This window comes from Winogradskyella sp. HB-48, from assembly GCF_049942685.1.
GTDB lineage: Bacteria > Bacteroidota > Bacteroidia > Flavobacteriales > Flavobacteriaceae > Winogradskyella.
In genome coordinates this window covers 902,830-917,619 of sequence record NZ_CP187934.1, presented here as the reverse complement: position 1 = coordinate 917,619, position 14,790 = coordinate 902,830, and the positions used below count along the sequence as shown (strand labels likewise).

The 14,790-nt window shown below is 34.3% G+C and carries 12 protein-coding genes; 8 read left to right on the top strand and 4 right to left on the bottom strand.

Annotated features, from left to right (window positions below):
* The 4 genes from ACPX19_RS04105 to ACPX19_RS04090 are packed head-to-tail and all read right to left on the bottom strand — an operon-like array spanning position 1 to position 2,824.
* Complete coding sequence (locus tag ACPX19_RS04105; RefSeq protein WP_426431657.1) at positions 1 to 564, bottom strand: 5-formyltetrahydrofolate cyclo-ligase; 564 nt, start codon at positions 562 to 564, stop codon at positions 1 to 3.
* On the bottom strand, positions 561 to 1,529 hold the full coding sequence (locus ACPX19_RS04100; RefSeq protein ID WP_426431656.1) for a succinylglutamate desuccinylase/aspartoacylase family protein: 969 nt from the start codon (positions 1,527 to 1,529) through the stop codon (positions 561 to 563). The genes ACPX19_RS04105 and ACPX19_RS04100 overlap by 4 nt, the downstream gene beginning before the upstream one ends.
* The gene (gene rimK, locus ACPX19_RS04095) at positions 1,530 to 2,405 is read right to left on the bottom strand and encodes a 30S ribosomal protein S6--L-glutamate ligase (protein WP_426431655.1); all 876 of its coding nucleotides are present in this window, start codon (positions 2,403 to 2,405) and stop codon (positions 1,530 to 1,532) included.
* On the bottom strand, positions 2,402 to 2,824 hold the full coding sequence (locus ACPX19_RS04090) for an ATP-dependent zinc protease (RefSeq protein ID WP_426431654.1): 423 nt from the start codon (positions 2,822 to 2,824) through the stop codon (positions 2,402 to 2,404). Before ACPX19_RS04090 ends, rimK begins: the two co-directional genes overlap by 4 nt.
* A gap of 92 nt (positions 2,825 to 2,916) precedes the next feature.
* On the opposite strand from ACPX19_RS04090, the gene uvrC reads away from it, so the two are divergent.
* From uvrC to pgi, 8 genes are all read left to right on the top strand, one after another.
* Positions 2,917 to 4,710, top strand: coding sequence for an excinuclease ABC subunit UvrC (uvrC, locus tag ACPX19_RS04085; RefSeq protein WP_426431653.1), 1,794 nt, complete (start codon positions 2,917 to 2,919; stop codon positions 4,708 to 4,710).
* 1 nt (position 4,711) lies between these two features.
* The gene (locus ACPX19_RS04080; RefSeq protein ID WP_426431651.1) at positions 4,712 to 6,970 is read left to right on the top strand and encodes a patatin-like phospholipase family protein; all 2,259 of its coding nucleotides are present in this window, start codon (positions 4,712 to 4,714) and stop codon (positions 6,968 to 6,970) included.
* A 219-nt stretch (positions 6,971 to 7,189) separates the two neighbouring features.
* Positions 7,190 to 8,347 carry a homogentisate 1,2-dioxygenase gene (locus ACPX19_RS04075; RefSeq protein WP_426431650.1) on the top strand — a complete coding sequence of 386 codons (1,158 nt, stop codon included), beginning with the start codon at positions 7,190 to 7,192 and terminating at the stop codon, positions 8,345 to 8,347.
* Between the two features lie 132 nt (positions 8,348 to 8,479).
* A complete protein-coding gene (gene hppD, locus ACPX19_RS04070) occupies positions 8,480 to 9,640 on the top strand; it encodes a 4-hydroxyphenylpyruvate dioxygenase (RefSeq protein ID WP_426431649.1) in 1,161 nt (386 codons plus the stop codon).
* A 287-nt stretch (positions 9,641 to 9,927) separates the two neighbouring features.
* Positions 9,928 to 10,722, top strand: a complete 795-nt coding sequence (locus ACPX19_RS04065) for a DUF3108 domain-containing protein (RefSeq protein ID WP_426431648.1) — start codon at positions 9,928 to 9,930, stop codon at positions 10,720 to 10,722.
* A gap of 3 nt (positions 10,723 to 10,725) precedes the next feature.
* Positions 10,726 to 11,658 (top strand): tryptophan 2,3-dioxygenase family protein, encoded by a 933-nt coding sequence (locus ACPX19_RS04060; protein ID WP_426431647.1) that lies wholly within the window; start codon positions 10,726 to 10,728, stop codon positions 11,656 to 11,658.
* 10 nt (positions 11,659 to 11,668) lie between these two features.
* The gene (locus ACPX19_RS04055; protein ID WP_426431646.1) at positions 11,669 to 12,985 is read left to right on the top strand and encodes a peptidoglycan DD-metalloendopeptidase family protein; all 1,317 of its coding nucleotides are present in this window, start codon (positions 11,669 to 11,671) and stop codon (positions 12,983 to 12,985) included.
* Positions 12,985 to 14,634: a glucose-6-phosphate isomerase gene (gene pgi, locus ACPX19_RS04050; protein ID WP_426431645.1), complete on the top strand. Its 1,650-nt coding sequence runs from the start codon at positions 12,985 to 12,987 to the stop codon at positions 14,632 to 14,634. Before ACPX19_RS04055 ends, pgi begins: the two co-directional genes overlap by 1 nt.
* Positions 14,635 to 14,790 lie beyond the last annotated feature (156 nt).

Genomic DNA, 14,790 nt, shown 5'->3' with positions numbered 1-14,790 from the left:
TTAAAATCTATAGGTTCCATTTGGAATTACACAAAAATCAAGTTTAATGTCATTATTTTCTGCTTCAAAAGCTTCTTTTTCAGCCTCAAAAAGGGATAAGCCAATTTTAATAGTTTTAGGTTTACATTCACTTAAAAATCGATCATAAAAACCCTTGCCATAGCCAATTCGGTTTCCTTTTTTGTCAAAAGCCAAAAGTGGTACAAAAACAACATCTATTTGTGAAGACTGTATTTCAATCCCATCAATTGGTTCAGGAATATTGTAATGATTTTTCTTAATCTTAGTACTGTCGGTAAGTAAGAAATGCGTCATGGATGTATCTTCAAAATTACTTTTAGATACCACTATATTTTTATCCTTTCCAGCAAGAATGTTTAAGATGTATTCCGTATTGATTTCCTTTTGTTCTTCAATACTTAAAAAAATATGGTAGAAGGATTTATCCCAAATGTTTAATCGCAATATTTGATTTGAAATGGCTAAGCTTAAATCTTCAATTTGGTCAAAGTTAAGTGCTTTTCTTAGGGCTTTATATTTTTTACGAAGCTCTGACTTTGTCATTGCTTTATTTTAGTTGAAATATGAAAAATAGCATCCCCTTGATAGATGATTGGGGATTCATTTACATTAAAAATATAACCATTGTTTGGGGCCTTTACAAAATGATTAAAACTACCATACGGATCTGTAATATGCCCTAAAACATCACCTTTTTTTACAACGGTATTGACTTCTACACTAGCTTTAAACATGCCAGAATAATTGGCTCTAATCCATTTACTATCTAAAATTTTGATACAACTTTTCTTAGGTTTAGATGCCTTGAAGTTTCTGTTGAGCATACCCAAATGGTTCAAAATACGTTTTGCTCCATTAACACCTGTATTTGTAACTGTATTATCAATGTGAAAAGATTTTCCCCCTTCAAATAAAAGCATTGGTATGCCTAGTTTGTAGCAACTATTTCTAAAGGATTTATTAAGATTTTTAGAATAAAAAATTATTGGAGCTCCAAAGACTTGAGCAAGTTCATCAAGAACAACATCATTTTTTATAATACGAATTTGAGCAGCGTTAAAACGGTCAGCACCACCAGTATGAAAATCTAAAATTAAATCAGCATGTGGTACAATCTCTGTCATTAGTTTGTGGGCTACTCTACTTGCCAATGAGCCAGTTTTGGCACCAGGAAAAACACGATTTAAATCTCTACCATCTGGAAATTCCCTATCCATATGTATAAATCCAAAAACATTGATTACAGGTATACAAATGATTGTGCCCTTTTTTGGCTTATTAATGCCTTTAGAAATAATTTGACGAACGACTTCAACGCCATTTACTTCATCTCCGTGTATACCTGCGGTAATTAAAACCGTTGGGCCAGATTTTTTTGAGCGTTCAATAATTACAGGAACTTCAATGGTATTTTGGGTATGTAGTTTAGCGACGCTAAAACTTACTTTTGCACTTTCTCCAAGTGCTACTTTCTTCCCTAAAATATTTAGTACTTCCTTTTCGCTCATCTATCTGCGGTTACGTTCTATAAAAGTAATAATGGCTCTTGCGATATTTTTTTGAGTAGCACCTTCAATACCCTCTAAGCCAGGAGTAGAGTTTACCTCCATAATAAGAGGACCTCTAGCAGATTGTAGCATATCTACACCACACACAGGTAGTTTTAAAGCTCTGGCAGCATTAATTGCCAGCTTTAATTCATCTTCGCTGAGTTTTATAAGGTTAGCTTTACCACCTCTATGCAAATTAGAACGAAATTCACCTTCTTTACTTTGACGTTTCATAGCACCAACTACTTGTCCGTCTACTATTAAGGCTCTTAAATCTGCACCTTTAGCTTCTGCAATAAATTCTTGTACCAGTGCTCTAGCTTGTAGTCCATTAAAGGCCTCTAGAACAGATTCGGCTGCATTTTTAGTTTCAGCCAAAACAACTCCAAGACCTTGTGTGCCTTCAAGTAATTTTATAATTACAGGAGGTCCACCAACATGTTCTAAAACTTCTTCAACATCTCTAGAGTAGTTTGTAAAAACAGTCTTAGGCATACCTATGCCTGCTTTTGACAGTCGTTGAAAACTTCTTAATTTATCTCTACTTCTTATAATAGCATCAGAAGTTACCGTTGTAAAGACATTCATCATTTCAAATTGTCTAACTACAGCACAACCAAAAAAGGTTACTGAAGCACCAATACGAGGAATAATAGCATCTACATAATCTAGATATCTGTCTTTATAAAAAATGGTTGGTTTTTCCTTTTCTATAATGATATCGCATTTTAGAGGGTCAATTACCTCTACCTCATGACCTCTATTTTCAGCTTCTTCAATTAAGCGTTGTGTCGAATACAACTGAGAATTACGTGATAGAATAACTATATTCATTTTGAGGTGTAGTTAAAGGATTGATTTTCTAGGTCTACATCGACCAAAAATTTTTTTCTTAGAAATTGACGGCCAATTAAGACCGGAAATTTCATATCGTCTCTAGTGCTTAAAGTTAAGTTAATCTTATAGGTTTTTCCAAAGAATATAGCGGTTGTTTTAATTTTATAGCGATTTTCCTTATAGCCATTACTGCTCTTTACATCAGTAAGCGAAAAATTCTCGAACGTTACTGCTTTGCCAGTAAAGTTTGGATGCCCTTTACTTTCAAAAACACAATAAAGTTTACCATCTTCTTCTCTAATTTTAGAGCAATGAATGGCAGAGGTGTATGCACCTGTGTCAATTTTTACATCAATATTACTGAGATGTAATTCAGGGAAGTCAATAATGTCAACTCGTCCCAAAACTTTTTTCATAGTTAATTTGTTTTTTAAAAAAGTGGAGCAAGATAGTCATAAAGTTAATTCAAAATACATAAATACTTTAACGAATTATTACCTTTGAAATAATGCCAAAAACTGCCTTAGACATACAAATAAAGACACTGCCTCACCAACCTGGAGTTTATCAATATTTTGATGCAGACGACAAGCTGATTTATGTAGGAAAGGCTAAAGATTTGAAAAAACGTGTAAGCAGCTACTTTACCAAACATCATGACTATGGAAAGACAAGGGTTTTAGTTAAAAACATAGCATCGGTTAAACATATTGTGGTGGAGACAGAAAATGATGCTTTACTACTTGAAAATAACCTCATAAAAAAGTATCAGCCAAAGTATAATGTGATGCTTAAGGATGATAAATCTTATCCTTGGATATGTGTGAAAAATGAACGTTTTCCAAGAATTTTTCCGACCAGAAGGGTGATCAAAGATGGATCAGAATATTTTGGGCCTTATACCAGTATGAAAACGGTAAAAACCCTTTTAGGCTTAATAAAAGGATTGTATCAATTAAGAACTTGTAATTACGATTTGTCAGAGGAAAAAATTGAAGCTGGTAAATATAAAGTTTGTTTAGAGTACCATTTGGGTAATTGTAAAGGCCCTTGTGAAGGCTATGAATCTGAAGAAGAATACCATTCTAATATTATTGCTATTCGGGAAATCTTAAAGGGTAATTTTAAAGACTCTCTTCAACAATTTAAAACTCAAATGAGAGGCTATGCTGAAGCTATGCGATTTGAAGATGCTCATAAAATAAAAGAAAAATTAGAGATATTAGAAAATTACCAAGCAAAGTCTACCATTGTAAATCCTAAGATTAGTAATGTAGATGTGTTTTCTATTGTTAGTGACGAAACGTATGCTTATATCAATTTTTTACAGTTGAGCTATGGATCAATTATAAGATCACACACGTTAGAATTAAAAAAGAAATTGGAGGAATCCGATCAAGAACTTTTAGAATTGGCAATTACAGAAATTAGACAGCGCTTCAATTCAAATTCCAAGGAAATTTATGTACCATTTAAGGTCGACTTGGGAGAAGGTATTAAAGTTACAGTGCCAAAATTAGGTGATAAAAAAAGTATTTTAGACTTATCTGAGCGTAATGCCAAGTACTATAGAATGGATAAGCTAAAACAAATTAAAATTGTTGATCCAGACAGGCATGTCAATAGAATCATGGCACAGATGAAAGCTGATTTACGCCTATCAGAAGAGCCAAGGCATATAGAATGTTTTGACAATTCTAACATACAAGGTACAAATCCGGTTGCGGCTTGTGTGGTTTTTAAAAATGGAAAACCAAGCAAAAAAGATTACCGTCATTTTAATATAAAAACAGTTGAAGGCCCAGACGACTTTGCCTCGATGGAAGAAGTAGTGCACAGACGTTATAAGCGTTTGTTAGAAGAAGATGAGCCGTTACCACAACTCATCATTATAGATGGAGGTAAAGGGCAATTATCATCAGCTCTAAAGAGTCTTGAGTTATTGGGATTACGTAGAAAAATTGCCATAATCGGAATTGCAAAACGTTTAGAAGAATTATTTTACCCAGATGATCCAATTCCCTTATATTTAGATAAAAAAAGTGAGACCTTAAAAATCATACAGCAATTACGAAATGAGGCACACCGTTTTGGTATTGAGCATCATAGAAACCGAAGGAGCAAAGCGGCCCTAAAAACCGAATTACGAAATATTCAAGGTGTAGGTGAGCAAACCATAATCGATCTCATGAAGCAATTTAAAACCGTTAAGCGTATTGCTAATGCTAAACTGGATGAACTAGAAGCTGTAGTTGGAGTGTCTCGAGCAAGCAAAATTTATAATTATTACCATAAAGAGTAATTTGAACCGACTCCTAACATATCATCAAAACATCATTTTTAATTGGGTTATTTTAAGTCTTGTTTTACTAAGTTTTAGTACCCTAAATGCACAAGAAAAGGAAGAGCCGAAAGTAGGTTTGGTGCTTAGCGGAGGTGGAGCCAAAGGATTTGCGCATATTGGAGCCTTAAAGGTTATAGATAGTCTAGGCATTAAAATAGATTATATTGCTGGCACCAGTATGGGAGCAATCATTGGGTCTCTTTATGCAACGGGTTATTCGGGTCAGCAGTTAGAGGATTTATTTAATACGGTAGATTTTGATGAACTCATTAATGACGAATTTCCCAGAAAAACCAAGTCGTTTTATGAACGAGAGAATTCTGAAAAATATGCAGTAACCTTGCCTTTTGAAGGTTTTAAAATTAACCTTCCCTCTGGGTTATCAAGAGGTCAAAATGTGTATAATTTATTGTACCAATTATTACTTCCTGTTAACCAAGTTAGAGATTTCGAAAATCTACCGATTCCTTTCTTTTGTATGGCCACAAACATTGAAACTGGTGAATCCTTAATATTGGATAAAGGTCGATTGGCAGAAGCTGTAACTGCTAGTGGTGCACTACCGTCTATTTTTCAGCCAGTTGTCATAGGTGATAAAATTTTAATCGATGGAGGTGTTACTAATAATTTTCCTATAGAAGAATTGAGAGCTAAGGGCATGGACATAATTATTGGTGTGGATGTCCAAGATGAACTAAGGGACAGAGAATCTTTAAAGACAGCGCCAGAAATATTGTTACAAGTTAACAATTTTAGAACAATAAATGCTATGAAGCAAAAAGCTTCTTTGGCAGATATATACATTAAACCTGATATTGCAAATTTTTCGGTACTTTCTTTTGATGAAGGGGAAGACATAATTGCAAATGGTGAGGCAGCTGCGAGAGATAATATTAGTGCGCTTGTAGAAATTAAAAATACACAATCAGATATGGTTGTTCGCCCATACTTAAAAATTGTTGATAGTGTAAAAATTAAGTCCATTACAATTGATGGTAACAAACGATATACAAGAGCTTATCTTTTGGGGAAACTTAAATTAAGAGGGAATGAAACCTTGAGTTATGAAGATTTTAAAAAGCGAATAAACAACCTAATTGCAACCAATAATTTTGAAACCTTTAGATATCAACTTGAAACAACTGATAGCATTAACCAGTATAGGTTAAAAGGACAAATTAGAGAATCCGAAGCTACGACATTTTTAAAACTGGGAATACACTATGATGCGCTCTACAAGAGTGCAATATTAGCTAACATTACCAAAAAACGATTATTGTTCAATAATGACCTAGCGGCATTGGATATTATTTTAGGTGATAATTCTAGATTTAATTTTGATTATTTTATAGATAAGGGGTTTTACATAAGCCTTGGAATAAAATCTCGTTTTAATCAGTTTAATAAAAATATAAATCCACAATTGGTATTGGCTGAAACCACACCAATACTAGGCGATCTTAATAGATTAGACGTAAAGCTTCAGGATTTCACCAATCAAATCTACTTGCAAACCCTATTTAGAAAGGACTTTTCTTTACGGCTAGGTGGCGAACACAAACGATTAAAAATTACATCCGAAACCTTGTTTTCCGATAATCAGGAGGATGATTTTACATTCGAAAATACAGATTACATCAGTTTGTTCGGCAAATTGAAATATGATAGTTACAGTCATCCCTTTTTTCCTAAACGAGGTTTTTATTTTAATGGTGACTTTCATTGGTACGTGGGTGCTTCTGACTTTAATGCTGACTTCAGACCTTTTTCCATTGCCAAAGCTGATATAGGTTATGCTTTTAGTTTTAGTAAAAAATTAGCCTTTAAAACTGAAACAAGTGGAGGCTTTAAAATAGGTGATAACTCTACTAACACATTGGCGTTTGCGTTAGGTGGCTATGCTAATAATTTTATAAATAACTTTTACAGTTTTTATGGTTATGATTTTATAGATGTTACTGGTGATGGCTTTGTAAAAGCATGTTTTACAATAGATTATGAATGGTTAAAAAAGCATCATATAATTTTAGCTGCCAATTATGCCAATGTAGAAGATCGTTTGTTTGATACTGGTAATTGGCTAACATCACCAGACTATTCAGGATATGCTTTGGGCTATTCTTTAGAAACCTTTCTGGGGCCTTTAGAAGCTAGATATACCTATTCCCCAGAAACAGGGGAAGATTACTGGTTTTTTAATCTTGGTTTTTGGTTTTAAACTAAAATTTATAAACTTTGCAACATTATGAAACCATTCTGGGAAAATCTAAAACTTCATTTACACTTCCTTATCAAAAGGAATCCAGAGTGACATTCATGTCATGCTGAAAAGTGTTTCAGTATCTTTTCGCTTATAACTTTCAATTTTTGTAACTTTAAAACGTTGTCCGTTTACCACGTAAACGAATAAACAAATCAACAACTAAACAAAAACAAAATGCCATTTTATCATAAATTAGGGAAAATCCCACCAAAACGCCATACGCAGTTTAAGAAACCAAATGGCGATTTTTACTATGAGCAACTATTTGGTACTATAGGTTTTGATGGTATGTCAACCAATAGTTACCACGAGCAACGCCCAACTCAAGTCAAAGAAATTAGAAAACAATACAGCGTAGCACCAAAAGTTGCTAAAGCCAATAATATGCAATCGTATCGCTTTCATGGGTTTAAAGTAAAACCAGAAAACGATTACTTAGATAGTAGAAAAGTAGTTTTAACTAATAGCGATTGTAACATTATACTGGCTGCGCCAAAAGAGTCAACGAGAGACTATTTTTATAAAAATACTGATGCGGACGAGCTTATTTTTGTGCATAAAGGCACTGGTAAGCTGCGTACTATGTTGGGTAATCTAGATTTTAAGTATGGGGATTACTTATTGGTACCAAGAGGTATCATTTATAAGATGGACTTTGACACTGAAGATAACCGTCTTTTTATTGTAGAGTCTTATAGACCTATCTACACACCAAAACGTTATCGAAATTGGTTTGGTCAACTGTTAGAGCATTCGCCATTTTGTGAGCGAGATCTGAGACAGCCGCAAGAATTAGAAACCTATAACGAATCAGGTGATTTTTTGATAAAAATAAAAAAGCAAGATGAAATTATCGAAATGGTATACGCATCACATCCCTTTGATGTAGTTGGTTATGATGGCTATAATTATCCATATGCATTTTCTATTCATGATTTTGAGCCTATAACCGGTCGTGTACATCAACCACCACCTGTACACCAAACCTTTGAAACCGATGCGTTTGTTGTGTGTAGTTTTGTGCCACGTTTGTACGATTATCATCCGCTTGCAGTGCCAGCTCCATATAACCATAGCAATATAGATAGTGATGAGGTGTTGTACTATGTCGATGGTGATTTTATGAGTAGAAATGATATAGCAGCAGGTCATATTTCGTTGCATCCTGCTGGCATTCCTCACGGTCCTCACCCTGGTGCTATGGAACGAAGTATAGGTAAAGTAAAAACAGATGAGTTAGCCGTGATGGTAGATACTTTTAAGCCCTTAAAGGTAACGGAAGATGCATTAAAAATTGCAGATGAAGATTATTATAAGTCGTGGTTGGAGTAAAAGCCCATCCTAACCTTCCCAGAGGAAGGAACTGATGATGAAAAGTAAAACAAGAATAATTTTTAACAAACTCTTTAGCCCAACAGACAGAGTTCTTCCCCTTTGGGGAAGTTAGAAGGGGCTTCTAATATTATGTCAAAAGAAATAAAATCCGTAGAATACGGTCTAGAAAAAATATTTGAAGGAGCGCAAGATTTTTTGCCGCTTTTAGGAACAGATTATGTGGAATTTTATGTGGGTAATGCTAAGCAAGCAGCACATTTTTACAAAACAGCTTTTGGTTTTCAATCGTTTGCTTATAAAGGTTTAGAAACAGGTAGTAAAGACACCGTATCATACGTGTTAAAACAAGACAAAATACGTTTAGTGCTCACTACTCCGTTAAATTCAAAACACCCAATTAATGATCATATCGTAAAGCATGGTGATGGCGTAAAAGTCGTTGCGCTTTGGGTAGAGGATGCACGCAAGTCTTATGAAGAAACTATGAGTCGCGGTGCAAAATCTTACATGGAGCCAACCGTAGAAACTGATGAGTTTGGTGAAGTTGTAAGAGCAGGAATTTACACCTATGGGGAAACCGTTCACATGTTTGTAGAACGTAAAAACTACAAAGGTACCTTTATACCAGGTTTTGAAAAATGGGAATCGGATTATAACCCAGAACCTATAGGTCTTAAATACATAGACCACATGGTAGGCAATGTAGGTTGGGGCGAAATGAACACTTGGGTTAAATGGTACGAAGATGTGATGGGATTTGTCAACTTTTTATCCTTTGACGATAAGCAAATTCATACTGAATATTCAGCACTGATGAGTAAGGTGATGAGCAACGGTAATGGAAGGATAAAATTCCCAATAAACGAGCCTGCCGAAGGTAAAAAACGCTCTCAGATAGAAGAGTATTTAGATTTTTATGAAGGGTCAGGAGTACAGCATATAGCTGTTGCAACGGACGATATTATAAAAACGGTATCAGAAATGCGTAAAAGAGGAGTGGAGTTTTTATCAATACCACCAGAAGAATACTATAGAGCTGTACCAGGGCGCTTGGAAGCCTTTAGCCATGAATTGCGAGAAGATATTGAGACTTTAAAAGGCCTTGGTATAATGATAGATGCCGATGAAGAAGGCTATTTACTTCAAATTTTCACAAAACCAGTTGAAGACAGACCAACCTTGTTCTTCGAAATCATCCAGCGTATGGGAGCCAGAGGATTTGGTGCTGGTAATTTTAAAGCCTTATTTGAATCAATAGAAAGAGAACAAGAAAAAAGAGGAACTCTGTAAAACTAAAAGCGCGTATAGATCCCTACTTCTATACGCGCTAATAAAAAACCAAACCTAAATTTTATAGAACAAAAAATAATTACTTAGGTACTCTTTGCACTTTGGCTTGCTCTATCTTAATATCGGTAAACATTAAAAATGTGAGCATTAAATTGAAGAAACAATAAATTAACCTAAGGTTTTTGCTTGTATTTCAGGGTTTTAATAGATTTGGAACAGTAATTGTAATTAAGATAATTGTAACACTATAATTGAGTTACATTATTTAAATTTACAAACCGAATATTATGAAATACATACTTACAATATTAGTTTTTTTGGTTGGTTTTAAAGCGCCGAGTCCGGAACAAGAGCCTGCTTTTCAATCTGGTGAATGGTTTAAGTTTAGGATGAGTTATAGTGGTTGGTTTAAGGCAGGTGAAGCCACTCTAAAGGTGGATGAAAAAAAGCTTAATGGTAAATCGGTCTACCATGTTGTTGGAAAAGGTAAAACCACAGGGCTAGCAAACGCTTTTTTTAAAGTTAGAGACCGCTACGAAAGTTACTTCGATAAAGAGACAGGTGCTCCATACAAATTCATAAGAAAAATAGATGAAGGTGGCCATACTAAGGATATTGAAATCGATTTTAATCATAAAGAGCAAAAAGCCATAGTTAACAACAAAAAGCACAAGGAGATTAAAACAATAGCTACTGAGAAAGATGTGCAGGATATGGTGTCTATGTACTATTATTTAAGAAATAGTATAGATGTAAGTGATTTAAAAATTGGAAACGAAATCAGAACCAACATGTTTTTTGATGAAGAGAACTATGGTTTCAAGCTAAAATATTTGGGTAAGGAAACCATTAAAGTAGATGTTAATGGTTCTACAATAAAGGTAAAAACATTAAAGTTTAGGCCATATGTTATGGCTGGGCGTGTTTTTAAAGAAGAAGAAAGTTTAACTTTGTGGGTAAGTGCCGACAAGAATAAAATCCCATTAAGAATAAAGGCGGATTTAGCAGTAGGATCACTTCGTGCAGATTTAGAAGAGTTCAAAGGATTAAAACACTCTTTTCCGATAGTATTTGATAACTAATTTATGTCAGACCAACCAAATTTCGATGAGATTTTAGAACAACTTCAAGAGAAGTATGTTAAAATAGACCAAGATACCGACGACCACTTATACGGCTTGCTATACAGCAAGCCGATTACATATTGGGATTATATACAAACAGATGCGTTGTTAAACCTTCAAATTCAGCGTACAACGTTGCCAGATGAGATGGTTTTCATAGCCTATCATCAAATCAATGAGCTTATTTTCAAAATGATACTTTGGGAAATCTCTCAAGTCTCCGAAAAAGAAAATCTAAATGTTATTTTCTTTGAAAGTAAAATAATGCGTATCAGCCGTTATTTCGATATGCTCACGACCTCTTTCAATATTATGAGAGAAGGTATGGAGGTAGAGCAGTACATGAAATTTAGGTATACTTTGACTCCAGCTAGTGGATTTCAAAGTGCCCAATATCGTCTTATTGAGTTTGCTTCTACAGAATTAATCAATTTAATTGATTACAGATTTAGAGCAAATATTGACAGAAACACGCCTTATACACATGCCTTTGAACATTTATACTGGCAAGCCGCAGGAAAAGATTATAAAACAGGCAAAAAATCTACACTTTTAGTTAATTTTGAAAAGCGATACAAAGACGAGTTTCTGAGATTTATGGAAAATTACAATACCAAAAATCTTTGGACACGTTTTAAAGAACTACCAATCGAAGATCAGAAAGATGAAGATTTGGTAAAAGCCATGCGCCATTACGATTATACAGTAAATGTAACTTGGGTAATGGCACATTACAATGCAGCCAAGCATTACATTGAAAGTGGTATAGGAGATGGTGAAGCAACTGGAGGAAGTGACTGGAAGAAATACATGCACCCAAGATATCAGAGGCGTATTTTCTTCCCAGATTTGTGGTCAGAAGAGGAATTAGAAAATTGGGGAAATAATATATAATTAGCAATTAATGCACTTAAAGGGATTAATAGTACTTACCGTTTTTACGGTATTTTTCATTGCATGTAAAGAGGACGATTCAGCAGAAAATTATAAAAAGGAAATAGCTGAAAAAGAACAAGAAGAAAAGATTTTAGAATTCGGTTTCGATTTAAAGAAGTTTGAATTTAAAAGAGATACTGTAAGAAAGGGTGATACTTTCGGTATTATTTTAGAACGAAATAATATTGGCTACCCAGAGATTTATCAAATAGCCGAAAAGGCTAAAGACACTTTTGACATTGCTACAAGACTTCAAGTGGGTAAACCATATACGCTATTATTCCCAAAAGCAAAAGTTAAAGATAGTATTCAAAAACCAACAACATTCATTTACCAACAAAATTTAGAGGATTATGTTGTAATAGACTTTAAGGATTCTATACAAGCATACACACGCTCAAAACCCATTACCTATGTCGAAAAAACCGCTACAGGTGTCATAGAGAATAATATTTCTGAGACATTAGAAAAGAAAGGTCTAAGTCAGGTCTTAGCTTATAAAATGGCAGATGAAATCTATGCATGGACTATAGATTTTAGACGCCTTCAGCCTGGCGATAGGTTCAAAGTCATTTACACAGATAAGTATATAAACGATACTATTTATGCAGGTGTGCACAACGTTAAGGCTGCTTATTTTGAGCACAATGGTGATTCTTTATATGCTTTTCAGTTTGTAACAGACTCTATAAAAGGGATTAAAGACTACTTTAATGAAGATGCCAAAAATCTGAGACGCGCCTTTTTAAAAATGCCTGTAAAGTTTGGAAGACTATCGTCTCGGTATAATTTGAAAAGGAGGATTGCTTATTATGGTTATAAGTTAAAGCCACATAAAGGAACAGACTTTGCTGCTCCCGTGGGTACGCCAATTATGGCAACCGCAAATGGTACGGTTATAGAATCTACTAGACGAGGGGGAAATGGCAAATATGTGAAGATAAGACACAATGCCACTTACAGTACCCAATATCTTCACATGAGCAGACAAGCCGTAAAAAAAGGACAATATGTTAAGCAAGGTGATATTATTGGATATGTAGGTATGACAGGCAATACAGGTGGTCCTCACGTGTGTTACCGTTTTTGGAAAAATGGTAAGCAAGTAGATCCGTTTAGAGAAAAACTACCCGAAGCAGAACCTATTTCAGATACTTTAAAGAATAGATATTTAGCATATATTAAACCTATAAGAGAAAGATTAGACGATATATTCTTTTTGGAGACTGAATCTGAAGGAACTGAAAATACCATAACCGAGGACAATACAACAGACATACAGTAATGGCACTTAAATCTACAAACCCAACCACAACAAAATCTTGGAAAAAATTACAAGTTCATTTTGAAACTATTAAATCTACACATCTAAAGGAACTTTTTAAATCTAATCCTAAAAGAGCTGAAGAGCTAACCATAAAGTGGGACGATTTTTATGTGGATTTTTCAAAAAATAGAATTACCAAAGAAACTCTTGAGGCTTTAATAGAGTTAGCTAATGAGGTAGATTTAAAAGACGCCATTTCAAAATATTTTGATGGCGATATCATAAATGCAACCGAAGGAAGAGCAGTATTGCATACAGCGTTAAGAGCCCAAGAAAACTCAGAAGTTTTTGTTGACGGTGAAAATGTAATACCAGAAGTTTATGAAGTAAGACAAAAGATCAAAGAATTTACCGAATCGGTTGTCAACGGTAACCACAATGGATATACTGGAAAAACCATGACGGATATCGTAAACATAGGTATTGGTGGTTCAGACCTTGGTCCTGCTATGGTAGTAGATTCGCTTCAATTTTACAAAAATCATCTTAACACACATTTTGTAAGTAATGTAGATGGCGATCATTACATAGAGGTTATTAAGAACTTAAATCCTGAAACCACACTCTTCGTAATCGTTTCAAAAACATTTACCACACAAGAAACATTATCTAATGCCAACTCAATTAGAGACTGGTTTTTAAAATCTCTGCCTGAAGAAGCAATATCTAAGCATTTTGTTGCTGTATCCACAAATATAGAAAGCGTCAAAACTTTTGGTATAGATGAGGATAATATTTTTCCAATGAAAGATTGGGTGGGTGGACGTTTTTCGCTATGGAGTGCAGTAGGTTTGTCTATTAGTTTATCTATTGGCTACGAAAATTTTGAAAGCTTACTACTTGGAGCTCATAAAATGGATGAGCATTTTAAAACAGCAGATTTTAATACTAACATACCCGTAATATCAGCATTACTGACGGTTTGGTACAACAACTTTTTTAATGCCGAAAGCGAAGCTATAATTCCCTACACACAATACCTTAATCAATTTGCAACCTATTTGCAGCAAGGCATTATGGAGAGTAACGGAAAATATGTTGATAGATCCGGACATGTTGTAGGTTACCAGACAGGAACTATTATTTGGGGCGAACCAGGAACAAATTCCCAACACGCCTTTTTTCAATTGATACATCAAGGTACTAAATTAATACCAGCAGATTTTATTGGTTTTATAGAACCTCTACATGGAAATAAAGATCATCATGACAAATTAATGTCCAATTACTTTGCCCAGACCGAAGCCTTAATGAATGGAAAAACTGAAGCAGAAGTATTGGCAGAATTTGAAGGAGTAAATCTGTCAGACGAAGAAAAACAAAAACTACTACCGTTTAAAATCTTCGAAGGAAACAAACCAACCACTTCAATACTAATTCAAAAATTAACACCAGAAAGCTTAGGAAAGCTCATAGCAATGTACGAGCACAAAATCTTTGTGCAAGGGATAATCTGGAATATTTACAGTTACGACCAATTTGGTGTTGAATTGGGTAAACAATTAGCAAAAACTATCCTAAAAGAGCTGTCTAATAATGAAAATTCTGCTCATCATGACGGTTCAACACAAAATTTGATAGACTTTTATAAGGAAAATAGCAAATAATTGTTAAAAAAATTCTAATAAATTAATTATGCAAGCATATAAATTGCGAAAAGTATAATTAACTTGGTATTGTTAAGATTCTTAACATTTAGGTAATATTATAACCATTGTTATATGTAATTTTGCCGCGAATATTGAAACCAATTAACTTAAATT

What these genes read in the sequence shown, in the direction of transcription:
- ACPX19_RS04075 (WP_426431650.1), top strand. Translation starts at nt 7,190, where the DNA reads ATGCCATTTTATCATAAATTAGGGAAAATCCCACCAAAACGCCATACG.
- hppD (WP_426431649.1), top strand. Translation starts at nt 8,480, where the DNA reads ATGTCAAAAGAAATAAAATCCGTAGAATACGGTCTAGAAAAAATATTT.
- ACPX19_RS04105 (WP_426431657.1), bottom strand. Translation starts at nt 564, where the DNA reads ATGACAAAGTCAGAGCTTCGTAAAAAATATAAAGCCCTAAGAAAAGCA.
- ACPX19_RS04090 (WP_426431654.1), bottom strand. Translation starts at nt 2,824, where the DNA reads ATGAAAAAAGTTTTGGGACGAGTTGACATTATTGACTTCCCTGAATTA.
- ACPX19_RS04100 (WP_426431656.1), bottom strand. Translation starts at nt 1,529, where the DNA reads ATGAGCGAAAAGGAAGTACTAAATATTTTAGGGAAGAAAGTAGCACTT.
- ACPX19_RS04055 (WP_426431646.1), top strand. Translation starts at nt 11,669, where the DNA reads ATGCACTTAAAGGGATTAATAGTACTTACCGTTTTTACGGTATTTTTC.
- rimK (WP_426431655.1), bottom strand. Translation starts at nt 2,405, where the DNA reads ATGAATATAGTTATTCTATCACGTAATTCTCAGTTGTATTCGACACAA.
- pgi (WP_426431645.1), top strand. Translation starts at nt 12,985, where the DNA reads ATGGCACTTAAATCTACAAACCCAACCACAACAAAATCTTGGAAAAAA.
- ACPX19_RS04065 (WP_426431648.1), top strand. Translation starts at nt 9,928, where the DNA reads ATGAAATACATACTTACAATATTAGTTTTTTTGGTTGGTTTTAAAGCG.
- uvrC (WP_426431653.1), top strand. Translation starts at nt 2,917, where the DNA reads ATGCCAAAAACTGCCTTAGACATACAAATAAAGACACTGCCTCACCAA.
- ACPX19_RS04060 (WP_426431647.1), top strand. Translation starts at nt 10,726, where the DNA reads ATGTCAGACCAACCAAATTTCGATGAGATTTTAGAACAACTTCAAGAG.